A 20973-nucleotide genomic window follows, 5' to 3' on the forward strand; every position below is an offset into this window, starting at 1 on the left:
GTACGCATGTCTGAACTAAGCACCCCCTCCACTGAGGATACCCAAAAGCTGACCGGAACCGTCAAGTGGTTCAACGATGCCAAGGGTTTCGGCTTCATTACTCCGGACAACGGCGGAGAAGATCTCTTCGCACACTTTTCCTCCATTCAAATGAACGGCTTCAAAACCTTGAAAGAAGGCCAGAAAGTCGCGTTCGAAATCGCACAGGGGCCAAAAGGCAAGCAAGCCCTCAACATCACGTCTGCCTCTTAATCGCACCAAGAATTACAACAATCGATGTTCAAGCACCTCATTGTAAAGAGGCCTTTCGGCCTCTTTTTTTTTGCGTTTCAGGGCGGAGTGGGCCGCCCTGCGACGCGGCGGCACACCCGGGCCCGGCAGGCCGCCTGCGCCGCGGCATGCCTTGTGGCAGGCCTCATGACGAGTTTAGTTCCATCGCCTGCCCCGGCACAAGCCAGGCTGCTGCCCACCGCCAGCCTGTCGCTCGGCGCGGCAACCGCCCATGTCGAGATTGCCGCCACCCCTGAAGTCCGCAACCGGGGCCTGATGTTCCGCGAGTCGCTGCCGCCCGACCACGGCATGCTGTTCGTGTTCGAACAGGAGACGGCGCAGTGCTTCTGGATGAAGAACACCCCCCTGCCGCTGTCCATTGCCTTTATCGACGCCCGGGGCCGCATCATCAACATGCGCGATATGCAGCCCCACAGCGAGGCCACCCACTGCCCTGCCGGGCCGATGCGCTACGCCCTGGAGATGCCGCGAGGCTGGTTCCTTCAGTATGGCATCGAGCCCGGGCAGCAGGTGGAGGGCCTGCCTTCCCCGTGATCGGCCTTCTGCACGCATTGGGTTCCCGAACGGGTAAGCGGGGCGCAAGCGACTCAGTGGCCGCATCGTGCGGCCCGACGCCAAAAAAGAAAACGCGGCCGTGAAGGCCGCGTTTGGGGTCTGCGCGCCGCGCCGTGGCGGGACGGGAACTACACGCGTTCGAGGATGACCGCAATGCCCTGGCCGACGCCGATGCACATGGTGCACAGCGCGTACCGGCCGCCGGTGCGTTGCAGCTGGTAGACGGCGGTGGTGGCCAGGCGGGCGCCGCTGGCGCCCAGCGGATGGCCCAGCGCGATGGCGCCGCCGTAGGGATTGACGCGCGGGTCGTCGTCGGCCACGCCGAGCATGCGCAGCACCGCCAGGCCTTGCGAGGCAAAAGCTTCGTTGAGCTCGATGACGTCCATCTGGTCGATGGTGAGCCCGGCCAGGGCCAGGGCTTTTTCAGAGGCAGGCGCGGGGCCGATGCCCATAATGCGCGGCTCGACGCCGGCCGTGGCCATGGCGACGATGCGTGCCCGCGGCGTAAGCCCCTGCTGCCTGGCCATCTCTTCGGAAGCGATCAGGACGGCGCAGGCGCCGTCGTTGACGCCCGACGCATTGCCCGCCGTGATGGTGCCGTCGGGCCTCACGATGGGCTTGAGCTTGGCCAATACTTCAAGGCTGGTCTGGCGCGGGTGCTCGTCGGTGTCGACGACCACGGGGTCTCCCTTGCGCTGCGGGATGGTGACCGGAGTGATTTCTTCGCGCAGCGATCCGTTCTGTTGAGCGGCGGCGGCCTTGTTCTGGCTGGCCAGCGCGAAGAGGTCCTGGTCTTCGCGCGACACCTTGAATTGGTCGGCAACGTTCTCGGCCGTTTCCGGCATGGAGTCGATGCCGTATTTTTCCTTCATGAGCTTGTTCACGAAACGCCAGCCGATGGTGGTGTCTTCGATGGAAGCCTTGCGGGAAAAAGCGGTTTCGGCCTTGCCCATCACGAAGGGCGCGCGGCTCATGCTTTCGACTCCTCCGGCCAGCACGAATTGCGCATCGCCGGAGCGAATGGCGCGGGCCGCGCTGCCGACCGCATCGAGCCCCGAACCGCAGAGCCGATTGATGGTGGCGCCCGGCACGCTGACCGGCAGGCCGGCCAGCAGCACCGCCATGCGGGCGACGTTGCGGTTGTCTTCGCCCGCCTGGTTGGCGCAGCCGTACAGCGCGTCGTCGAGCCGGCTCCAGTCGACATCGGGATTGCGCTCGATCAGCGCCCTGATGGGCACGGCGGCCAGGTCGTCGGCGCGCACCGACGACAGGGAGCCGCCGTAGCGGCCGAAGGGGGTGCGAATGGCATCGCAGATGAAAGCATGTGTAGTCATGATGAGAAGGCCTGTACAGCTAAGACTTAACCCAGATTCTTGGCGGCGAAATCCCAGTTGGCCAGATTCCAGAAGTTTTCGAGGTACTTGGGACGCGCGTTGCGGTAGTCGATGTAGTACGCGTGCTCCCAGACGTCACAGGTAAGCAGCGGCACGTCGGCGGTGGTGAGCGGCGTGGCGGCGTTGCTGGTGTTGACGATGTCCAGCGAACCGTCGGGCTTCTTGACCAGCCATGTCCAGCCCGAGCCGAAGTTGCCCGCGGCCGACTTGTTGAAGGCCTCTTTGAAAGCAGCGACACCGCCCCACTTGGCGTTGATGGCCTCGGCCAGCTTGCCGGAGGGTTCGCCGCCGCCGTTGGGCGACAGGCTGTTCCAGTAGAAAGTGTGGTTCCAGACCTGGGCCGCGTTGTTGAATACGCCGCCCGAGGATTTTTTGATGATGTCTTCAAGCGAGGCGGATTCGAACTCGGTACCGGCGATGAGGTTGTTCAGGTTGGTGACGTATGTCTGGTGATGCTTGCCGTAGTGGTATTCCAGGGTCTCTTTGGAGATGGTGGGAGCCAGCGCATCGATCGCGTAAGGAAGGGGAGGAAGCTCAAAAGCCATGTTCTGTATCCTTCAAAAAAGCTTGTTGACTAAGAAAAACGACAAACCACCCATATTATTGTATGGGCCTGGGTTATTTTTGTATGGGTCTGATCACTTCGACGTCTGCCCCGCCCTGCCCCAGTTCGAGAACGAGACGGTCGCCCTTGTTCAAGTCTAACGCATTTTTCACCAGCGCCCCGCTCTCGTCGCGCACGATCGCATAGCCGCGGTTCAGTATCTTGCGCGGATTGAGCGCTTCGAGCGTCTGCAGCGCTGAATTCAGGCTCGACCTGCGCGTGGCCACCAGGTGAGGCGTGCAGGCTGCGAGACGGTTCGTCTGGGCGCGCAAACCCGCGCGCAGGGCGGCGATGTCGGGCCGGCGATGAGCCAGCCGCGCGCCCGCCATGGCCAGCCGGTCGGTCTGGGCGCGCTGCTGTGCGGCGGCTGCGCGGGCCAGGCGCAATTTCAGCGACTGCAATCGTTCGCTCTGGCGATCGAGGCGTTCTTGCGGCGACACCAGCATGCCCACCGCCCTGTCGAGCCTGAGCGCGGCGCGCTCGAACCAGCGCCGCTGCTGCAAGGCCATGGACTGCATCGCCGCATCGACACGTTCGAGGCAAGCCTGGCGCGGCAGGCAGCAGAGCTCCGCCGCCGCGGTGGGAGTGGGCGCCCGCAAATCGGCCACGAAGTCGGCGATGGTGAAATCGGTTTCATGCCCGACCCCGCTGACGATGGGAATGGGGCTGGCGGCGATGACGCGGGCCAGCGCCTCGTCGTTGAAGCTCCAGAGGTCTTCGAGGCTGCCGCCGCCGCGGACCAGCAACAGCGTATCGACCTCGCCGCGCGCAATCGCCTGGGACAGCGCCTGGCAAAGCAGGCCAGCGGCATCCGCCCCCTGCACCGGGGCCGGATAGATCACGACGCGCACGTGAGGCGCCCGCCGCGCCATGGCCGACAACACGTCGCGCAGCGCGGCGGCGGCCAGCGAGGTGACCACGCCCACCGCCCTCGGCATCGTCGCGATGGCGCGCTTGCGCAGAGGATCGAACAAGCCCTCGTCGCCCAGCCTGGCCTTCAGTGCCAGGAAGGCCTCGTGCAGATCGCCCTGGCCGGCCCGGCGCATGGCCTCGACCTGCAGCTGGTAGTCGCCCCGCGCCTGATACAGCGTGACGTTGGCCCGCAGTTCGAAGCGTTCGCCCGGCCGGGGCGTAAAGCCCACCGCCTGCGCCCTGCCGCGAAACATCACCGCCCGCACGGCCGCCGACTCGTCCTTGAGCGTGAAATACCAATGGCCCGAGGCCGCGCGCGTGAAATTGGAGATCTCGCCCCGCACCCAGACTTGGCTGAAGTGGCCTTCGAGCACATTGCCGACTTGCCGGTTCAACTGGGAAACCGTCAACACAGCGTCGTTCAAGGGGGACGAGGACGAGAACATGAAAGCCGGCGCTCAAAAAAAGAAGGACTATAGCAAACCCCGTGCCGCCGCCCGGGCCTTGGCTTCTCTTTCCACAAGCGAAGCATTTTTGTCAAACCAGTGAAATATCAATCAAATTGGCGGAACTCGTAAAACCGCGCTTTAATTTATCAACATAACTGTTTGATTTATATAGGAAAATATTTACATGAGCCAACGGACTGAAAATGACCACTGAACCTCCAGGCCCGGCGGAATGCGCGCATCGCGACCCTTATGCACAGAATTATCCACAGTTTCTGTGGATACCCTGCCGAAAGCCTTGATCCACGCCGATTTTGTCCATCAATGCCACGCCGCGCAATCCTTGCGGGACCACTCGGCGCCCGCAGCGCGGCCGCAAAGGTTCGCCGTCGTCCGGCCGCCGCCCGCCCCGGCAAAGCCAAGCCGCTTCTCCCCATTTTTCATGGGCGCACCGTAAAATGCCTTGCATGACATCCCTGACGACCATGGCGGAGAACCATCTTGCTGCAAATGATCGATGAAGCCGGCTGGCCCATCTGGCTGCTGATAGTCACTTCGGTGCTGGGCCTGGCTCTGATCATCGAGCGGTTTCTGGCCCTGCGCCGCAAGCGCATCATTCCGCCGGGACTGCTCGACCGGGTGGTGGACGTGGCCCGGCGCGGAGGCGGCGGCCGCGAGACGCTGGAGCGGCTGGCGGACAACTCTCCGCTGGGACGCATACTGGCCGAAGTGGTAGCGGTACGAGGGGAATCCAGCGACTACCGCAATGCGGCCATCGAAGAAGCCGGCCGCGACGTGGCGCAGGAGCTCAATCGCTATATTCCGGCCTTGTCCACCATTGCCGTCGTGGCCCCCTTGATGGGGCTCTTCGGCACCGTGGTGGGCATGATAGAGATCTTCGGCTCGTACACCCCCGCAGGCGGAGATCCGACCCAGTTGGCCCGGGGCATCTCCATCGCCCTTTACAACACGGGCTTCGGCATTCTCATCGCCATTCCCGCCCTGATCTTCCATCGCTATTTCCGCTCCCGCGTCGAAAGCTATCTGCACCAGATGGAACGGCAGGCGGGCATACTCAATCGGGTCCTGGCCAACGACGCCGACCGGCCCGGGCCCTACTGAGCGGCGGCGGCCATGAATTTCCGACGCAGATCCTGGGACGACGAACCGGACATCAATCTGATTCCCCTGATCGACGTGCTGCTGGTCATCCTGATCTTTCTGGCCGCCAGCACTTCGTTCAACCGCATGCAGCAATTCGAGGTCACCCTGCCCGAGGCCCGGGCCCAGGAGGCCGACCCGCAAGCGCTGAACATCGCGGTAAGCCGCGACGGCCTTTACGCGCTGGACGGGCGTCTGATCGGCGACGGCCGCACGGCCGACATCGCCGACGCCCTGCGCCAGGCCCGCCGGTCTCCCGAGCAGGCATTGGTCATCAACGCCGATGCGCAGAGCCCGCACGAATCGGTGATGCGCGTGCTCGAGGCGGCGCAGCAGGCCGGCTTGGGGCGCATCCACTTCGCCGTGCAGAGCCCGCCGTGAAGCCGGCCGAACTTCTGCGCGCCCGCGTCCACGCCTTATGGCAGAAAAAGGGGCCGGTCAGCGCCGCCCTGCTGCCTTTCGCCTGGATCACCGGCCTGGTGGTCCGCCGCCGGAAGCGCCGCGCTCTTGCGCAGCCAGCGCCGCCCTCGGCCCTGCCCACCGTCGTGGTGGGCAACCTGGTGGTGGGCGGCACCGGCAAGACACCGGTCGTCATCGCCATCGCGCACAAGTTGCGCGCGCTGGGCTGGACGCCGGGCATCGTCAGCCGCGGCTATGGCGCGCAACAGGGCTCCGATCCGCGCACCGGTCAAGGCCCGCTGGACGCCGCGGAATTCGGAGACGAGCCCGCGCTGATCGCCCGGGCCACCGGCGCGCCCGTCGCCGTCCATCCGCAACGCAGTCGGGCGCGCCAAGCCCTGGTGCAACGATTTCCGGATGTGGACGTGGTGATTTCGGACGATGGGCTGCAGCATCTGGCCCTGAGCCGGGACGTGGAAATCGTCGTGCAGGATGCGCGCGGCATCGGCAACGGCAGGCTGCTGCCCGCCGGCCCGTTGCGCGAACCGGCGGCCAAACTCGCCGAAGTGGATTTCATCGTGGACAACGGCGCGCCTTTCAGCGAGGGGCCCGCCGCTGGCCATGCCGCCGATGGCGTCTCTTTCGACAACGGCCGCATCGATGGCGGCGGGCAGGCGGTCGAAACATCCCGGCCCAGGCGCGGCCGACCCGAACGGATCGGCATGCGCCTTCGACCGACCAGCGCCGAGCATCTTTCCAGCGGTGTCCGAGTGGCCTGGCCCGACTGGGTGGCCCGCCATCGAAACACGCCGATGGCCGCGGTGGCGGCCATCGGCCAGCCGGCGCGATTCTTCGACACCTTGCGCGGCGCCGGCCTGAGGCTGGAGCGGGCCTTGGCGCTGCCCGACCACGATGCCTACGAGCAAACGCCATTCACCGCCCTGAATCAGGCCCTCATCGCCATCACCGCCAAGGACGCCGTCAAATGCGGCCGCTTCGCCGATCCGCGGGTGTGGGTCGTCCATGTCGAAGCGAGTTTTTCGGACCCGTCCTGGCTCGATCGTCTGGCAAAACTGCTGGGCGACGCTGCCGCCCAAAGGCATTAAACTTCAATATTCGAACGAATACCCGGAGTTCACGTGGAATCCCATCTGATCGACATTCTGGTCTGCCCATTGTGCAAAGGCCGTCTGCAATACGATCGCCAGGCCCAGGAGCTTATTTGCCAAGCCGACAAACTGGCTTTTCCCGTCCGCGACGGCATCCCCGTCATGCTTGAAAGCGAGGCCCGATCGCTGGCCGGCGAAGCGGCTGCACCGCAGGCCGCCTCGTCCGGCGGCGCGGCTGCGCCGAGTTCCGCCGCGCCGTCTCAGCAAGCCGGCAAGCCGGACGCCCGGGCGTGAGCTTCGTCGCCGTCATCCCGGCGCGCGCGGCCTCCACCCGCCTGCCGGACAAACCCCTGCTGGACATCGCCGGCAAGCCCATGGTGGTGCGCACCGCTGAAAGGACCGCCCTATCCGGCGCGCGGCAGGTCATTGTCGCCACCGACGATGCGCGCATCCGCGACGCCGTCGCGCAGCACGGCTTCCAGGTCCTCATGACCCGGTCCGACCATCCGACCGGCACCGATCGCCTGGCCGAGGTGGCCGAACACTTGCGCCTGGACGACGAGGCGGTGGTGGTGAATGTGCAGGGCGACGAGCCGCTGATCGAGCCCGCGCTGATCGACGCGGTGGCCAAGCTGCTGGCGCGCAGTCCGCAGGCCGCCATCGCGACCTGCGCCGTACCCATCGGCGACGTCCAGGCCCTGTTCAATCCCAATGTGGTCAAGGTGGTGTGCGACCGCCAGGGACGAGCCCTGTATTTTTCGCGCGCGCCCATCCCCTGGGCGCGCGACGCTCTGGCCGACGGCCGGCAGCGCCTGGCGGCCGATCTTCCTGCGCTGCAACATATCGGTTTGTACGCCTACCGCGCGGGGTTCCTGAAACGCTTTCCCGAGCTTGCCGTCGGGCCGCTCGAGAAATTCGAATCGCTCGAGCAATTGCGTGCCATGGAGAACGGCTACAGCATTGCCGTCATGGCCGTCGACAGCCATCCGGCGGCCGGCGTGGACACCGAAGCCGACCTGGAGCGCGTGCGCGGCATCTTCGTAAATCGGTTATAAATCGTCCTCTATGCGCGGCCAACCATGTAAAATTGTTGCGTTGCCGCATCAGCAAGAAATTGGAAAAAGCATATTTAGGGAGGTATTCATGCGATTGATCCTGCTCGGCCCCCCCGGCGCTGGCAAGGGAACGCAGGCCGCGTTCATCACCGAGAAATTCGGCATTCCCCAGATCTCGACGGGCGACATGCTGCGTGCCGCCGTCAAGGCGCAAACGCCGCTGGGGCTCGAAGCCAAGAAAATCATGGATACCGGCGGACTCGTCTCGGACGACATCATCATCGGCCTGGTGCGAGACCGCCTCGAACAGCCCGACTGTGCAAACGGCTATCTGTTCGACGGCTTTCCGCGCACCATTCCGCAGGCGGACGCCCTCAAAGAAGCCAACATCGGCCTGGACTTCGTGGTCGAGATCGTGGTGCCCGACGAAAACATCATCGAGCGCATGAGCGGACGCCGCGTGCACCCCGCCAGCGGGCGCAGCTACCACGTCGCGTTCAACCCGCCCAAGACGCCCGACGTCGACGACCTGACGGGCGAACCCCTGGTGCAGCGCGACGACGACCGCGAAGAAACCGTGCGGCACCGCCTGTCGGTGTATCAGCAGCAGACCCGTCCGCTGGTCGACTACTATTCGGACTGGGCCAAGAGCGGCGACCAGAACGCCCCGGCCTTCCGCCAGGTATCCGGCGTGGGTTCGCTGGACGAAATCCGCCAGCGCATCGCCGACGCGCTCAAATAAGCTGCACAGCAACCGCAGGGACGAACGGGCATGGTGTCCGTTCCATCAAAAGGGAAGTCATGGAGATCAAGAACAAAGTATTCGTCGTCACGGGCGCGGCGTCCGGCCTGGGCGCCGGCACGGCCCGCATGCTGGTGGCCGAAGGCGCCAAAGTCGTCCTGGCCGACGTGCAGGATGAAGCCGGCCAGCAACTGGCCAAGGAACTGGGTCAGACCTACGTGCATTGCGACGTCACCCGGGAAGCCGATGCGGCGGCCGCCATCGAGGCCGCCAAGAAGCTGGGCCCCGTGTTCGGCCTGGTCAGCTGCGCCGGCGTGGCTCCGGCGTCCCGCACCGTAAGCAAGAACGGTCCGCACGCGCTGGACCTCTTCCAGAAAGTGATCATGATCAACCTCGTGGGCACCTTCAACATGGTCCGCCTTGCCGCGGCCGCCATGGGCGAGAACGAACCCGAGCCCACCGGCGAGCGCGGCGTCCTGATCAACACCGCCTCGGTGGCCGCCTATGACGGGCAGATCGGCCAGGCCGCCTATGCCGCGTCCAAGGCCGGCGTGGCGGGCATGACCCTGCCCATCGCCCGCGACCTGTCCAAGGTGGGCATCCGCTGCGTCACCATCGCGCCGGGCATCTTCGGCACGCCCATGGTGTTCGGCATGCCGCAGGAAGTGCAGGACTCTCTGGCCGCCAGCATTCCCTTTCCTTCGCGCCTGGGCCGTCCTGAGGACTACGCCAAGCTGGTCCACAGCATCATCACGAACGAAATGCTCAACGGCGAAACCATCCGCCTGGACGGCGCCATCCGCATGGCGCCCAAGTAAGCACTCATGAGCCTGCTCCGGTCGGCCGCCACGGTCAGCGGCCTTACCTTGTGCTCACGCATCACGGGCCTGTTCCGCGACATACTCATCGCCAGTTCCTTCGGGGCGGGCCCCCTGACCGACGCGTTCTGGGTGGCGTTCCGCATACCCAATCTGCTGCGACGGCTTTTTGCCGAGGGCGCTTTCTCGCAGGCCTTCGTGCCCATACTCGGCGAGGCGCGCAATCAAGGCACGCCCGAGTCGGTCCGGGTGCTGCTGGACCGCGTGGCGCTGCTGCTGACCTTGATACTGATGGGCATCACGGTGGCCGGCATCATCGCGGCTCCCTGGGTGGTCACGGCGATGGCCAGCGGTCTGTTGGCCGAATCCAAGCAGACCGCCTTCGACGCGGCGGTGTGGATGACGCGGCTGATGTTCCCCTACATTCTGTGCATGTCGCTGGTGGCCTTCGCCTCGGGCGTGCTCAACACCTGGAGCCGCTTTGCCGTACCGGCCTTTACCCCGGTGCTGCTCAACCTCAGCATGATCGGCGCCTGCCTGTTCCTGGTGCCTTATTTCGATGTGCCGATCTATGCGCTGGCGGCCGGGGTCATGCTGGGGGGCATCGCCCAGCTGGCGGTTCAATGGGCGGCCCTTTCACGGCTCGGTCTGCGCCCGCGCATCTCGCTTCGCGTGCGTGAAGCCTGGCGCGATTCCACGGTGCGGCGCATCGCCCGCCTGATGGTGCCGGCCACGCTGGGCGTCTCGGTGGCGCAGATTTCGCTGCTGATCAATACCAATATCGCCACCTGGCTGGCGGCGGGCAGCGTCACCTGGCTGTCCTTCGCCGACCGGCTGATGGAGTTTCCCACCGCCCTGCTGGGCATTGCGCTGGGCACCGTCCTGCTTCCCAGCCTGTCCGCCGCGCATGCGCGCCAGGACCATGAGGGCTACAACGCCCTGCTCGACTGGGGACTGCGCCTGGTCGTCCTGCTGGGGCTGCCGGCGGCTCTGGGCATGGCGCTCCTTTCCGAGGGCCTGGTCGCCACGCTGTTCAACTACGGCGCCTTCGGCGTCGCCGACGTGCAGCAGACGCGGCTGGCGGTAATGGCCTACGCGGTGGGATTGCTGGGTCTGCTGGCGATCAAGATCCTGGCGCCGGGCTTCTATGCCAAGCAGGATATCCGCACCCCCGTGCGCATTGCGATCGCCGTCCTGGTGCTGACGCAACTGATGAATCTCGTCTTCGTGCCGCTGTTCCAGCATGCCGGCCTGGCGCTGTCCATCGGGCTGGGCGCCACCTTCAACGCCCTGATGCTGCTGGTGCTGCTGCGCCGGCGCGGCGTCTATCGTCCTTCCAGGGGCTGGGCCGCCTTCGGCGCCCGCTGCGCGCCCGCGATGGCGGCTTTGTGCGCTTTGCTGTGGTGGGCCGACCATCGCATCGATTGGGTGGGGCCGTCGGTGCACGGCGCAGAGCGCGCGCTGATGCTGGCCGGCGTACTGGCCGCCGCCGCCGCCGTGTACTTCGGAGTGTTGTTCGCCTGCGGATTCCGGCCACGACACTTTACAAAAAGGGCCTTTTAAGGTAGACTAGCTGTCTTTGCCGATTAAACCTAACAGCAGCTAACCAGACAGCAGCTAACAGACCCACAGAACACTTATGGCCAATACTGCCCAAGCTCGCAAGCGCGCCCGCCAATCGGTTGCGCGCAACAAGCATAATTCCAGCATGCGCTCGATGCTTCGCACGTCGATCAAGCGCGTGCGCCAGGCCATCGAGACCGGCGACAAAGCCGCCGCGACCGAAGTCCTGCAGAAAGCCACCAGCGTCATCGATCGCGTGGCCGACAAGAACATCATCCACAAGAACAAGGCTGCCCGCCACAAGAGCCGCCTGGCCGCCGCCATCAAGGCACTGGCCTGAACGGGCTTTCGGTTTAATCGGCGCGGGCCGCCCCGCATGAAACAGGACGCATCGGCGTCCTGTTTTTTTTTGCCGCCGAGCCGCTCCAAGGCCTGCCCCTTCGCAAGGACGCCCTTGGCGGCGGCAAGCAGGCGAGAACCTGCGGGACATGAGCACCCATTTTTTGCCTGGCCGACCTCAATGTCATTCTTCGTGAATGCGTTCAAACCGCTGCGCCAGATAGTCGATCAGGGCGCGGATCGACGGCAGCAGCCCCCGCCGGGTCGGAAACACCGCATGAATGATCTCGCGGCGCGGAGCCCACTGCGGCACCACCCTGACCAGAGAACCATCCGCCAGTTGATCGCTCACCATCAATAAGGGAAGCTGTACGACGCCAACGCCAGCCACCGCGGCATTGCGCAAAGCAATCATGTCGGTGGTCACGAAGCGGGGCGTGTGATGGATCGTTGCCCGCGCCCCGTCCGGTCCGAAAAGTGTCCAGGCGAAAGACCGCTGGGGCATGCCCAAGCCCAGACTAGGCAGAGCGTTGAGCTGCGCTGGCGAGGAAGGGAAGAGATGCCGTTCAACTAGCCCCCGGCTGGCGACCAGGCATTGCTCTCGGTCAGCAAGAACCCGCATCACCAGGTCGCTGTCCTCGAGGGGCGGCGGACGCACCCGGATCGCCACATCGACGGCTTCGCCCACGACGTCGACCCGGCGGTTGCTTGCCTCGAGATGCACGACCACCTGGGGATGCAGCGCCATGAAATCGGCCAGCATTGAACCGATATGTACATGCAGCAACGCAACCGGGCAGGTCATGCGGATCACGCCCCTCGGCTCGGCTCGCGTTTCATCGATCGCTTCTTGCGCCGCTTCGGCTTCCACCAGCATCGCCTTGCAATGGTCGTAATAGGTTCGCTCGATTTCAGTTACGGCAAAGCGGCGCGTGGTGCGCTGTATCAGGCGTACGCCCAGTCTTTCTTCTAGATTGGAGATGCGCCGGCTGAGCTTGGATTTGGGCATGCCCAATGCCCGCCCGGCGGGGGCAAAGCCTCCGTGCTCCACGGCTTGGACAAAGTAATAGAGATCGTTCAGGTCCTGCATCATGCTCACCGTTCATTAAATAGGACTCTGATGCCCGAATTTGCACTCTACCGCTCTCATCGTACCAGAACTATCATTTCTACATAGCGCATCCAATCTCATTCCGGAGAAGATCATGAAAAAGGTACTTGGTATTTACACCGCCCCTCGGCCCCACTGGGTGGGCGACGGTTTTCCCGTGCGCTCCCTGTTCTCGTACAACAGCCACGGCAAGCAATTGAGTCCCTTCCTTCTTCTAGACTACGCAGGCCCGGCGGACTTCACACCGGCGGCCAAGCCTCGCGGTGTCGGCCAACATCCGCACCGTGGCTTCGAGACCGTGACCATAGTCTACAAAGGAGAGGTTTCGCATCGCGACTCGACCGGCCAAGGCGGAGTCATCGGCCCCGGCGACGTGCAATGGATGACGGCGGGCGCCGGCATCCTGCACGAAGAGTTCCACTCGCCGGCCTTCAGCCGATCCGGAGGCGCTCTTGAAATGGTGCAACTCTGGGTGAACCTGCCCGCCAGGGACAAATCGACTGCGCCGAACTACCAGGCAATTTCCGACCGCGATATCCCCGCGGTTGCCTTGCCCGACGGCGCCGGTACCGCGCGGCTTATCTCAGGCGAGCTCGACGGACATATCGGCCCGGCCCGCAGCTTCACGCCCATGAATGTCTGGGACTTGCGGCTCGCACAGGGCGGCTACACGGCCCTGACGCTGCCGGAGGGTTGGTCCACAGCGCTTGTGGTGCTGCGGGGCACGGTGCAGGTCAACGGCAGCGCGATTGCCCGCGAAGCGCAAATGGTCGTGCTGGACCGAGCCGGCCAGAACATCTCCATCGAGGCTAACAGCGACGCGTCCATATTGCTGCTCAGCGGAGAACCTATCGACGAGCCCATCGTGGGCCATGGTCCGTTCGTGATGAACAGTCAGCAGGAGATCGTGCAGGCGATCGACGATTTCAACAGTGGCCGGTTCGGCCAGGCACGGGCCTGAGCAAGCCTCCGGCCGCCTGCAGGCGGCCGGACAACTCGGGTGCGACGCACCCAACCCTCAAGGAGAAAGCCATGAGCACACCAGCCAACTTCGGCGACCAGCGCCCCGCCATTGATCCCAACGACGCCGTAATGCTGCTGATCGACCACCAGAGCGGCCTCTTTCAAACCGTCGGCGACATGCCGATGCCTGAACTACGCGCTCGCGCGGGCGTCCTTGCCAAGATAGCGGCCTTGTCCAAATTGCCGGTCATCACCACTGCCTCGGTGCCGCAGGGGCCGAACGGGCCGCTGATCCCGGAAATCCACCAGAACGCTCCCCATGCCCAGTACGTGGCGCGCAAGGGCGAGATCAACGCCTGGGACAATCCGGACTTCGTCGCCGCCGTGAAGGCGACGGGACGCAAGACCCTCATTATCGCGGGCACCATCACGAGCGTCTGCATGGCCTTTCCTTCGGTCAGCGCGGTGGCCGAGGGCTACAAGGTGTTCGCCGTGATCGACGCCTCCGGCACTTACAGCAAAATGGCCCAGGAAATCACCTTGGCGAGAGTCGTGCAGGCGGGCGTGGTGCCGATGGATACCGCCGCAGTCGCCGCTGAGCTGCAAAAGACCTGGAATCGCGAGGATGCGCAGGAATGGGCCGAGATCTATACCAAAATATTCCCGGCCTACCAATTGCTGATCGAGAGCTACGCCAAAGCGCAGGACGTGGTCAAGAATAACGAAACGCTCGACTCGATGCGCTGAAGCCGTGCGGGTTCCACATCGTGCCACCCGGCGTATGCGCGCCGGGTAGCATTTTTTATTCGGCACGGCCCGGCGCCGGCCGGCCGCGGCGAGGCTTTCAGGTTATAGTTTTCGACATCGCAACGCCACTCGCCCACCGCCTTTCCGCAAACGCCGACCACACGCACCGATGTCCGAAACCAAGCCCATCCTCCTGCAGCTTCTCGCCCTGCCCATCCTGCCCGATGCGCAGAAACGCCTGGAAAAGCGCTACCATTGCCTTCGCCTATGGGAGGCCGAGGACCCGAACCGGCTGATGCGCGACCATGGCGGGCAGGTCGAAGTGCTGATCGCCAGCGCCTTCCACCCCGCCCGGGCGGCCCTGATCGATCAGCTTCCCGAACTCAAGGCGATCTGCAGCCTGGGCGTGGGCTACGACAGCATAGACGTCGAGCACGCGCATGCGCGCGGCATCCAGGTCAGCAACACGCCCGACGTCCTGAACGATTGCGTGGCCGACCTCGCCTGGGGCCTGATCCTGGCCACGATGCGCGGCATGGGCCGGGCCGAGCGCTTCGTGCGCGAAGGCAAATGGGAAAACCAGCTTGCGTCCCTGCCGCTGGGCAAGCGCGTGACGGGCAAGCGGCTGGGCATCGTCGGCCTGGGCCGGGTGGGCCTGGCCGTGGCGCAGCGCGCGTCAGGCTTCGCCATGGACTTGCGCTATCACAACCGCCGGCCCCGCGCCGACGTGGCCTGGACTTACGAGAGCGATCTGCTCGCCCTGGCGGCCTGGTCCGACATTCTCGTGGTGGCCACCGTGGGCGGCCCGGACACGCGGCATCTGATCGACCGCCGGGTGCTGGAGGCCTTGGGCCCGGAAGGCGTGCTGATCAATGTGGCGCGCGGTTCCGTCGTGGACGAAAAAGCGCTGATCGAAGCGCTGGAAAGCGGGCTCATCGCCGGTGCGGGCCTGGACGTGTTCGAGTCCGAACCTCATGTGCCCGACGCGCTCAAGGCGCTGGACAACGCCGTGTTGATGCCCCACATCGCCAGCGCCACCCTGGAGACCCGGCAAGCCATGGTCAATCTGCTGGTCGAGAATGCCGAATCCTATGCGCGCAGCGGCAAGGTGCTGACTCCCGTGCCGCGCTCCGTGACCTGAACGCCGCCCTGGCGCCGCCGGCCGCCGGCAATAAAAAAGCCCGGTCAGCCCGGGCGCATTCGTGTGGGAATTTCCCTTTCGCTTGTTCGTAAATCGTTGTCCCGGGCAAACTCTTCGACAAAGTTCCAGGCCAGGGGCTCGAGCTGGCGCAGGCGGCGGTCCACGACGACGCAGCGCACGCCTTCGATGAAGGTGGGCACGACGTAGGGAGAATAGCTGAGCGGTCCGCCGCCCGAGCCTTCGGGTCGAAAGGGGGACATGACTCCCGCCAGGCGCTCGGCCCAGTCGCTGGGCCGAAAGCGTTGCCCTGCCTGGGTAACGCCATGAATGATGAATTGCCTGATCAGGCCCTGCTGTTGATCTTCCGACATGCTTAACCCGCAAACTGAACAAAATGCCCCCACGCCGCGCAGGCTCGCGCCTGCTTGCTGCCCCCCGAGGGGGCTTTTTTGCCTTGGGGCGGCCCGGCGGCAAAAATGCCCCCACGCCGCGCAGGCTCGCGCCATTGGGCTGCCGGCCCCGGCGTCATAATCGCAGCGCTGCGCGAAGATTGTATATGATAGCTACAATAGTCGTCTTTGATCCAAGGCTTAACATGTCCCAGCAACAGCAAACGGGCCCCTTGCGGCATTTTCTGCAGTTTCGCGACTTCACCAAAGAAGAAATCCTGTACCTGTTCGAACGAGCAAAACTCATCAAGGACAAGTTCAAGCGTTACGAGCCGCATCGCCCCTTGCACGACCGCAACCTGGCCATGGTGTTCGAGAAGGCCAGCACGCGCACCCGGGTTTCGTTCGAGGCGGGCATGTACCAGATGGGCGGCTCGGTCATCCACCTGACCACGGGCGATTCTCAACTGGGCCGTTCTGAACCCATCGAGGACACCGCGCGCGTCATTTCACGCATGGTCGACCTGGTCATGATCCGCACCTTCGAGCAGACGCGCATCGAGCGCTTTGCCGCCCATTCGCGCGTGCCGGTCATCAACGGGCTCACCAACGAATATCACCCCTGCCAGATCCTGGCCGACATCTTCACCTTCATCGAGCACTCGGGTCCCGTCGAGGGCAGGACGGTGGCCTGGATCGGCGACGCCAACAATATGGCCTACACCTGGCTGCAGGCGGCCGAGATCCTGGGCTTCACCCTGCATGTGTCCGCGCCCAAGGGCTATCAGCTGGAATTCGCCCGCGTCGGCCAGCCACCCGCCCGGGTGCTGCGCCAGTTCGACGACCCGCTGGAAGCCTGCCGCGGCGCCCACCTGGTCACCACCGACGTCTGGACCAGCATGGGCTACGAGGACGAAAACGAGGCGCGCCGCAAGGCCTTCGCCAACTGGTGCGTCGACGCCGAGATGATGGCCGCGGCCGACCCCGCCGCCCTCTTCATGCACTGCCTGCCCGCCCATCGCGGCGAGGAAGTCAGCGCAGACGTCATCGACGGCCCGCAAAGCGTGGTCTGGGACGAGGCCGAAAACCGCATGCACGTGCAGAAGGCGCTGATGGAGTTCCTGCTGCTGGGACACTTGTAGGCCTCTGGCGCCGATGCCGGACCGCGGCGAGCATGGCCAGCTGACATCTGAACAGTAAAAAGCCCCCACGCCGCTCAGGCTGCGCCTCCTTGCTGCTCCAAAAGGGGGCCTTTTTTGCCGGGGGCGCCGAGCCTTGGGACGGCCCGGCGGTAAAGGCCCAGCGGTAAAGGCCCAGCGGTAAAAAGAGCCGCTTGATAGCGGCTCTTTTTGCATCTTGTCGCGCCGTCGTGCCCCGGCGCCTACGACGGGCCGGACCCGATCGCGACAGCCTATTTCTCGCTGTCGTCCTTCAGCTGCGGCAAGGCGGAACCCTTGCTGGCCAGCAGGCCGGCCTGAGTGTAGGTGAAGAGTTTGTCGCGCGTGTCGGTGATGTCGAGGTTGCGCATGGTGAGCTGGCCGATGCGGTCGCGCGGCGAGAATACGGAATCGCCTTTTTCCATGGTGAGGCGCTCGGGGTGATAGGTGAGGTTGGGCGACTCGGTATTGAGCAGCGAATAGTCGTTGCCCCGGCGCAGTTCCAGCGTGACTTCGCCCGTGACGGCGCGCGCCACCCAGCGCTGCGAGGCTTCGCGCAGCATGATGGCCTGCGGATCGAACCAGCGGCCCTGGTACAGCAGGCGGCCCAGTTTGCGGCCGTTCTCGCGGTATTGCTCGATGGTGTCTTCGTTGTGGATGCCCGTGACCAGACGCTCGTAGGCGATGAACAGCAGGGCCAGCCCTGGGGCCTCGTAGATGCCCCGGCTCTTGGCCTCGATGATGCGGTTCTCGATCTGGTCGCTCATGCCCAGGCCGTGGCGCCCGCCGATGCGGTTGGCTTCGAGCAGCAGTTCGACGCTGTCGCTGTACTCGCGGCCGTTCAGGGCGACGGGACGCCCCTGTTCGAAGCGCACCGACACCTCTTCGGCCTTGACCTGGACGTCGTCGCGCCAGAACGCCACGCCCATGATGGGCTGCACGATGCGGATACCGGAGTTCAGGTGCTCGAGGTCTTTGGCCTCGTGCGTGGCGCCCAGCATGTTGGAGTCGGTGGAATAGGCTTTCTCGGCCGACATCTTGTAGTCGAAGCCATGCTCGCGCATGTACTCGGACATCTCGGCGCGGCCGCCCAGTTCATCGATGAAGGTCTGGTCGAGCCAGGGCTTGTAGATCTGCAGGTTGGGATTGGTGAGCAGGCCGTAGCGGTAGAAGCGCTCGATGTCGTTGCCCTTGTAGGTGCTGCCGTCGCCCCAGATGTTGACGTCGTCTTCTTTCATGGCGGCCACCAGCATGGTGCCCGTCACGGCGCGTCCGATGGGCGTGGTGTTGAAGTAGGTGACGCCGGCGGTGGAGACGTGGAAGGCGCCGCACTGCAGGGCCGCAATGCCTTCGGCCACCAGTTGCTGGCGGCAGTCGATGAGGCGGGCTTTCTCGGCGCCGTATTCGAGCGCCTTGCGCGGAATGGCTTCATAATCGGGTTCGTCGGGCTGGCCCAGATTGGCCGTGTAGGCGAAGGGAATCGAGCCCTTGTTGCGCATCCAAAGCAAAGCGGCACTGGTATCCAGGCCGCCTGAAAATGCGATGCCGACCTTCTGGCCGACCGGAACGTTCTGAAGTATGGTAGTCATTGCGTGCGCCAAAATTCGAATACGAAATTCTACTACGTACGCAAAAACTTCTCTCCCTGGCGCGCGGCCTGCAAGGCTTGCGGGGTGTCGATGTCCATGAAGATGCCGCCGCTGCGCACCGGCACCGCCATCACCGCATCGCCCAGGCTTTTCAATACGGCGCGGGCCCCTTCATCGCCCCGCAGGGCCGTCAGCGACGATATCGCCCGCGGCGTCCAAAGCACCGGGTTGCCCCGCCGGCCTTCGAATTCCGGTTGATAGGCCGCCTTGTCCGGTGAACCGTGATCGCCGCCGGTCCCGCCGCCTGCCGAGGCATGATCGCCGGCGGCCCGGCCACGATAGGCCTCGATGAGCCGGTCCATGACCGCCGTGGACACCTGCGGCATGTCGCCCAGGCAGATCATCAGCGCCTCGCCGCGCCGGGCGGCCTGCGCCGCGGCGCGCACCGAGGCCGCCAGCCCTTCCCGGTAATCGGGGTTGTCGACGAAGCCGAGGGGCAGGCCCGACAGCGCCTCGCGCACTTTGTCGGCTTCATGGCCCACCACCACAAAGACCCGGTCGCCGCGCGAGGCCAGCGCCTGCTGGGCAACCCGGCGCACCATGGGCGCCCCGTCGATGTCCTGCACCAGTTTGTTGAGCACGCCCATGCGGCGGCTGAGCCCGGCCGCAAGAATGGCGACGGCGACAGGCAGGCTCCGGCCGCCATCGGATGACGCCGCCGGCTTGCCGTCGTCGTGCACGGCCTGCGGCCCGGCGCTGCCACCCGGGCCTGCCGATTCGGCATTGCAAGGCGGATATGCAGGCGGAGTGTGGCCGCCGGAACTCACCGGCTCGGAAATCAAAACGCTGGACATACGGCAAGCATACACGGCGGCAAATGTTTTGCTAAAATACTTTGCTTTCGGGGACGTAGCTCAGCTGGGAGAGCGTCGCGTTCGCAATGCGAAGGTCGGGAGTTCGATCCTCCTCGTCTCCACCAGAATGCCAAGGGCAAATGCTTGATATCACTAAGCATTTGCCCTTTTTTATTGGCCCTTTTTTATGCTCAAGTCGGCTTTTTCGAGTCCGACCGCCCTGCCAAAGCAGCTTGCCATCCGGCGGCGTCCAGCGTTTTCGCCCTTGCCGAAAGAACTCCGGACCAGGGATCGAACGGGCATCATCAACCGGGACCATTTTCTTGTTATGCTCGTTGCATGCGGCCTGGACGCAAGCGCACGCTCCAAGCTGGGTAGATCCCACAGAGAATATTGCACAAGGGGGGTAGAGAAATGCCGACACACCGTCCAAGTCTGTTTCTGGCCGCCCGCAAGGCCGCCATTTCTGCGCTTGCCGTGCTGGCACTGGCCAGCGCTCCGCCTCTGGCGGCAGCCGAACCCCTGAGCATTACCCTGCTGGGCACCGGCAGCCCCGCTCCCAACGCCACCCGCTTCAGCCAGTCGATACTGGTCGAGGCGGGGTCGGACAAATACCTGATCGACCTGGGGCGCGGCGTGACGATCCGGCTGTCGCAATTGGGGATTCCCATGCGCAAAATCACGGCCAGCTTCATCACCCACTCTCATTCGGACCATTTGAACGGCCTGGCCGACTTCTGGATGACGGGCTGGATCGGCACGGGATACGGCGGCCGCACCACGCCCATGGTGCTGTACGGCCCCCGAGGCACCGAAGCCATGGCCAAGCATCTCGAAATGGCGTTTGCGGAAAATACCCGCATCCGCCATGCGGATGAAAAAGAGCCGCTCTCAGGCATCGAAATCGACGCTCACGATATCGCGGGCGGATTCAGCTACGAGCACAATGGCGTCAAGATCACCGCTTTCGACTCTCATCACGGCGATCTGATCAAGCCCAATTTCGGCTACGTCATCGAATACGACGGCAAGAAGGCGGTGATCAGCGGCGACACGACTTACGACGAGAAAGTGGCCCGGGCCGGCAAGGACGCCGACCTGCTGCTGCACGAGGTGGCTTATATCTCGGAGGAGTTGATCAAAGAGCAGCCGGTCTACAAAGCGGTGGCCGAACACCATACCTCTCCCGAAGAAGCGGGCAGGATCTTCGATCAGGCAAAGCCCAAACTCGCTGCATTCACACACTTGGTCGTCCGGCTGGCCGGCGAGCAGCTCGATCTGCCGGCAAGCAATGTCCTGCTCGAAAACGTGGGCAAGACTTACGCGGGCCCGGTGGTGGTGGGCGAAGACCTGATGCGTTTTGTGATCGACGACGACGCGATCGTCGTCAATGGCTACAAGGGACAGTACGGTTTCAGGATCAAACGCTGACGCTTTCTTTCTGAACACGCCGGCGACACACAGTTGGCGTCCAACGCCTTGATTGGCGAGTTCGGCATCGCGCCCGGCCGTTGTTGTCCAGCTGCTTCTTGCCGGCACAGTTACAAAGTAGTTTTTGCCAAGTCTGTCCAAATATGACAAAGTATTTTCCGCCTCGCCGGCGGCGCCGTTTTGCGGCGCCGGGCTGCGCG

At 64.4% G+C, this 20973-nt stretch carries 22 protein-coding genes, 1 tRNA gene and 1 pseudogene; 17 read left to right on the plus strand and 7 right to left on the minus strand.

Annotated elements, in window-relative coordinates:
- The first annotated feature begins 6 nt into the window (after positions 1–6).
- Positions 7–252: a cold-shock protein gene (locus CSC67_RS15745; RefSeq protein ID WP_118995393.1), complete on the plus strand. Its 246-nt coding sequence runs from the start codon at positions 7–9 to the stop codon at positions 250–252.
- 165 nt (positions 253–417) lie between these two features.
- Positions 418–825 (plus strand): DUF192 domain-containing protein, encoded by a 408-nt coding sequence (locus CSC67_RS15750; protein ID WP_245220256.1) that lies wholly within the window; start codon positions 418–420, stop codon positions 823–825.
- Positions 826–974: 149 nt separating this feature from the next.
- On the opposite strand, the gene pcaF is transcribed toward CSC67_RS15750, so the two are convergent.
- The 3 genes from pcaF to xseA form a co-directional block, all read right to left on the minus strand.
- Positions 975–2180, minus strand: coding sequence for a 3-oxoadipyl-CoA thiolase (pcaF, locus tag CSC67_RS15755; protein WP_118995395.1), 1206 nt, complete (start codon positions 2178–2180; stop codon positions 975–977).
- A gap of 26 nt (positions 2181–2206) precedes the next feature.
- Positions 2207–2785, minus strand: coding sequence for a superoxide dismutase [Fe] (gene sodB / locus CSC67_RS15760; RefSeq protein ID WP_118995396.1), 579 nt, complete (start codon positions 2783–2785; stop codon positions 2207–2209).
- Between the two features lie 73 nt (positions 2786–2858).
- Positions 2859–4202, minus strand: coding sequence for an exodeoxyribonuclease VII large subunit (xseA, locus tag CSC67_RS15765; RefSeq protein ID WP_118995397.1), 1344 nt, complete (start codon positions 4200–4202; stop codon positions 2859–2861).
- A 504-nt stretch (positions 4203–4706) separates the two neighbouring features.
- Here xseA and CSC67_RS15770 point away from each other — a divergent pair.
- The 9 genes and pseudogenes from CSC67_RS15770 to rpsT all read left to right on the plus strand — a co-directional run bounded on the left by CSC67_RS15770 (position 4707) and on the right by rpsT (position 11392).
- A complete protein-coding gene (locus CSC67_RS15770; protein ID WP_167752926.1) occupies positions 4707–5327 on the plus strand; it encodes a MotA/TolQ/ExbB proton channel family protein in 621 nt (206 codons plus the stop codon).
- Between the two features lie 12 nt (positions 5328–5339).
- A complete protein-coding gene (locus CSC67_RS15775) occupies positions 5340–5747 on the plus strand; it encodes an ExbD/TolR family protein (RefSeq protein ID WP_118995399.1) in 408 nt (135 codons plus the stop codon).
- Positions 5744–6871: a tetraacyldisaccharide 4'-kinase gene (lpxK, locus tag CSC67_RS15780; RefSeq protein WP_118995400.1), complete on the plus strand. Its 1128-nt coding sequence runs from the start codon at positions 5744–5746 to the stop codon at positions 6869–6871. Before CSC67_RS15775 ends, lpxK begins: the two co-directional genes overlap by 4 nt.
- 33 nt (positions 6872–6904) lie before the next feature.
- Positions 6905–7081, plus strand: a pseudogene (locus CSC67_RS21260) (Trm112 family protein); the annotation flags it as partial.
- A gap of 83 nt (positions 7082–7164) precedes the next feature.
- Positions 7165–7929 carry a 3-deoxy-manno-octulosonate cytidylyltransferase gene (kdsB, locus tag CSC67_RS15790; protein ID WP_118995402.1) on the plus strand — a complete coding sequence of 255 codons (765 nt, stop codon included), beginning with the start codon at positions 7165–7167 and terminating at the stop codon, positions 7927–7929.
- A gap of 88 nt (positions 7930–8017) precedes the next feature.
- On the plus strand, positions 8018–8671 hold the full coding sequence (gene adk, locus CSC67_RS15795; RefSeq protein ID WP_118995403.1) for an adenylate kinase: 654 nt from the start codon (positions 8018–8020) through the stop codon (positions 8669–8671).
- 59 nt (positions 8672–8730) lie between these two features.
- On the plus strand, positions 8731–9489 hold the full coding sequence (locus CSC67_RS15800) for a 3-hydroxyacyl-CoA dehydrogenase (protein ID WP_118995404.1): 759 nt from the start codon (positions 8731–8733) through the stop codon (positions 9487–9489).
- A 6-nt stretch (positions 9490–9495) separates the two neighbouring features.
- Positions 9496–11052, plus strand: a complete 1557-nt coding sequence (murJ, locus tag CSC67_RS15805) for a murein biosynthesis integral membrane protein MurJ (protein ID WP_118995405.1) — start codon at positions 9496–9498, stop codon at positions 11050–11052.
- A gap of 76 nt (positions 11053–11128) precedes the next feature.
- Complete coding sequence (rpsT, locus tag CSC67_RS15810; protein ID WP_118995406.1) at positions 11129–11392, plus strand: 30S ribosomal protein S20; 264 nt, start codon at positions 11129–11131, stop codon at positions 11390–11392.
- 183 nt (positions 11393–11575) lie between these two features.
- Here rpsT and CSC67_RS15815 read toward each other — a convergent pair whose 3' ends face one another.
- Positions 11576–12481, minus strand: coding sequence for a LysR family transcriptional regulator (locus CSC67_RS15815; RefSeq protein WP_118995519.1), 906 nt, complete (start codon positions 12479–12481; stop codon positions 11576–11578).
- 115 nt (positions 12482–12596) lie between these two features.
- Here CSC67_RS15815 and CSC67_RS15820 point away from each other — a divergent pair, with 115 nt between their 5' ends.
- The 3 genes from CSC67_RS15820 to CSC67_RS15830 all read left to right on the plus strand — a co-directional run bounded on the left by CSC67_RS15820 (position 12597) and on the right by CSC67_RS15830 (position 15353).
- On the plus strand, positions 12597–13463 hold the full coding sequence (locus tag CSC67_RS15820; protein WP_118995407.1) for a pirin family protein: 867 nt from the start codon (positions 12597–12599) through the stop codon (positions 13461–13463).
- Positions 13464–13534: 71 nt separating this feature from the next.
- The gene (locus tag CSC67_RS15825) at positions 13535–14212 is read left to right on the plus strand and encodes an isochorismatase family protein (protein WP_118995408.1); all 678 of its coding nucleotides are present in this window, start codon (positions 13535–13537) and stop codon (positions 14210–14212) included.
- A 169-nt stretch (positions 14213–14381) separates the two neighbouring features.
- A complete protein-coding gene (locus tag CSC67_RS15830) occupies positions 14382–15353 on the plus strand; it encodes a 2-hydroxyacid dehydrogenase (protein ID WP_118995409.1) in 972 nt (323 codons plus the stop codon).
- 44 nt (positions 15354–15397) lie between these two features.
- Here the strand turns inward: CSC67_RS15830 and CSC67_RS15835 are convergent, their stop codons facing one another.
- On the minus strand, positions 15398–15724 hold the full coding sequence (locus tag CSC67_RS15835; RefSeq protein WP_118995410.1) for a DUF3579 domain-containing protein: 327 nt from the start codon (positions 15722–15724) through the stop codon (positions 15398–15400).
- A 224-nt stretch (positions 15725–15948) separates the two neighbouring features.
- Here CSC67_RS15835 and argF point away from each other — a divergent pair, with 224 nt between their 5' ends.
- The gene (gene argF, locus CSC67_RS15840; protein ID WP_118995411.1) at positions 15949–16884 is read left to right on the plus strand and encodes an ornithine carbamoyltransferase; all 936 of its coding nucleotides are present in this window, start codon (positions 15949–15951) and stop codon (positions 16882–16884) included.
- 269 nt (positions 16885–17153) lie between these two features.
- On the opposite strand, the gene argG is transcribed toward argF, so the two are convergent.
- Positions 17154–18488: an argininosuccinate synthase gene (gene argG, locus CSC67_RS15845; RefSeq protein WP_118995412.1), complete on the minus strand. Its 1335-nt coding sequence runs from the start codon at positions 18486–18488 to the stop codon at positions 17154–17156.
- A 32-nt stretch (positions 18489–18520) separates the two neighbouring features.
- A complete protein-coding gene (locus CSC67_RS15850; RefSeq protein ID WP_118995413.1) occupies positions 18521–19342 on the minus strand; it encodes a nucleotidyltransferase family protein in 822 nt (273 codons plus the stop codon).
- 49 nt (positions 19343–19391) lie between these two features.
- Here CSC67_RS15850 and CSC67_RS15855 point away from each other — a divergent pair.
- Both CSC67_RS15855 and CSC67_RS15860 read left to right on the plus strand, forming a co-directional pair.
- A tRNA-Ala gene (locus CSC67_RS15855) sits at positions 19392–19467 on the plus strand.
- Positions 19468–19756: 289 nt separating this feature from the next.
- Positions 19757–20773 (plus strand): MBL fold metallo-hydrolase, encoded by a 1017-nt coding sequence (locus tag CSC67_RS15860; protein ID WP_118995414.1) that lies wholly within the window; start codon positions 19757–19759, stop codon positions 20771–20773.
- Positions 20774–20973 lie beyond the last annotated feature (200 nt).

The organism is Pusillimonas caeni, from assembly GCF_003545815.1.
Lineage (GTDB): Bacteria > Pseudomonadota > Gammaproteobacteria > Burkholderiales > Burkholderiaceae_B > Pusillimonas > Pusillimonas caeni.

Coding starts and splice junctions, on each gene's coding strand:
- pcaF (WP_118995395.1), bottom strand. CDS start 2,180: ATGACTACACATGCTTTCATCTGCGATGCCATTCGCACCCCCTTCGGC.
- CSC67_RS15830 (WP_118995409.1), top strand. CDS start 14,382: ATGTCCGAAACCAAGCCCATCCTCCTGCAGCTTCTCGCCCTGCCCATC.
- CSC67_RS15750 (WP_245220256.1), top strand. CDS start 418: ATGACGAGTTTAGTTCCATCGCCTGCCCCGGCACAAGCCAGGCTGCTG.
- CSC67_RS15745 (WP_118995393.1), top strand. CDS start 7: ATGTCTGAACTAAGCACCCCCTCCACTGAGGATACCCAAAAGCTGACC.
- CSC67_RS15815 (WP_118995519.1), bottom strand. CDS start 12,481: ATGCAGGACCTGAACGATCTCTATTACTTTGTCCAAGCCGTGGAGCAC.
- CSC67_RS15800 (WP_118995404.1), top strand. CDS start 8,731: ATGGAGATCAAGAACAAAGTATTCGTCGTCACGGGCGCGGCGTCCGGC.
- murJ (WP_118995405.1), top strand. CDS start 9,496: ATGAGCCTGCTCCGGTCGGCCGCCACGGTCAGCGGCCTTACCTTGTGC.
- sodB (WP_118995396.1), bottom strand. CDS start 2,785: ATGGCTTTTGAGCTTCCTCCCCTTCCTTACGCGATCGATGCGCTGGCT.
- argF (WP_118995411.1), top strand. CDS start 15,949: ATGTCCCAGCAACAGCAAACGGGCCCCTTGCGGCATTTTCTGCAGTTT.
- adk (WP_118995403.1), top strand. CDS start 8,018: ATGCGATTGATCCTGCTCGGCCCCCCCGGCGCTGGCAAGGGAACGCAG.
- CSC67_RS15825 (WP_118995408.1), top strand. CDS start 13,535: ATGAGCACACCAGCCAACTTCGGCGACCAGCGCCCCGCCATTGATCCC.
- CSC67_RS15775 (WP_118995399.1), top strand. CDS start 5,340: ATGAATTTCCGACGCAGATCCTGGGACGACGAACCGGACATCAATCTG.
- argG (WP_118995412.1), bottom strand. CDS start 18,488: ATGACTACCATACTTCAGAACGTTCCGGTCGGCCAGAAGGTCGGCATC.
- CSC67_RS15835 (WP_118995410.1), bottom strand. CDS start 15,724: ATGTCGGAAGATCAACAGCAGGGCCTGATCAGGCAATTCATCATTCAT.
- xseA (WP_118995397.1), bottom strand. CDS start 4,202: ATGTTCTCGTCCTCGTCCCCCTTGAACGACGCTGTGTTGACGGTTTCC.
- CSC67_RS15820 (WP_118995407.1), top strand. CDS start 12,597: ATGAAAAAGGTACTTGGTATTTACACCGCCCCTCGGCCCCACTGGGTG.
- rpsT (WP_118995406.1), top strand. CDS start 11,129: ATGGCCAATACTGCCCAAGCTCGCAAGCGCGCCCGCCAATCGGTTGCG.
- CSC67_RS15860 (WP_118995414.1), top strand. CDS start 19,757: ATGCCGACACACCGTCCAAGTCTGTTTCTGGCCGCCCGCAAGGCCGCC.
- CSC67_RS15850 (WP_118995413.1), bottom strand. CDS start 19,342: ATGTCCAGCGTTTTGATTTCCGAGCCGGTGAGTTCCGGCGGCCACACT.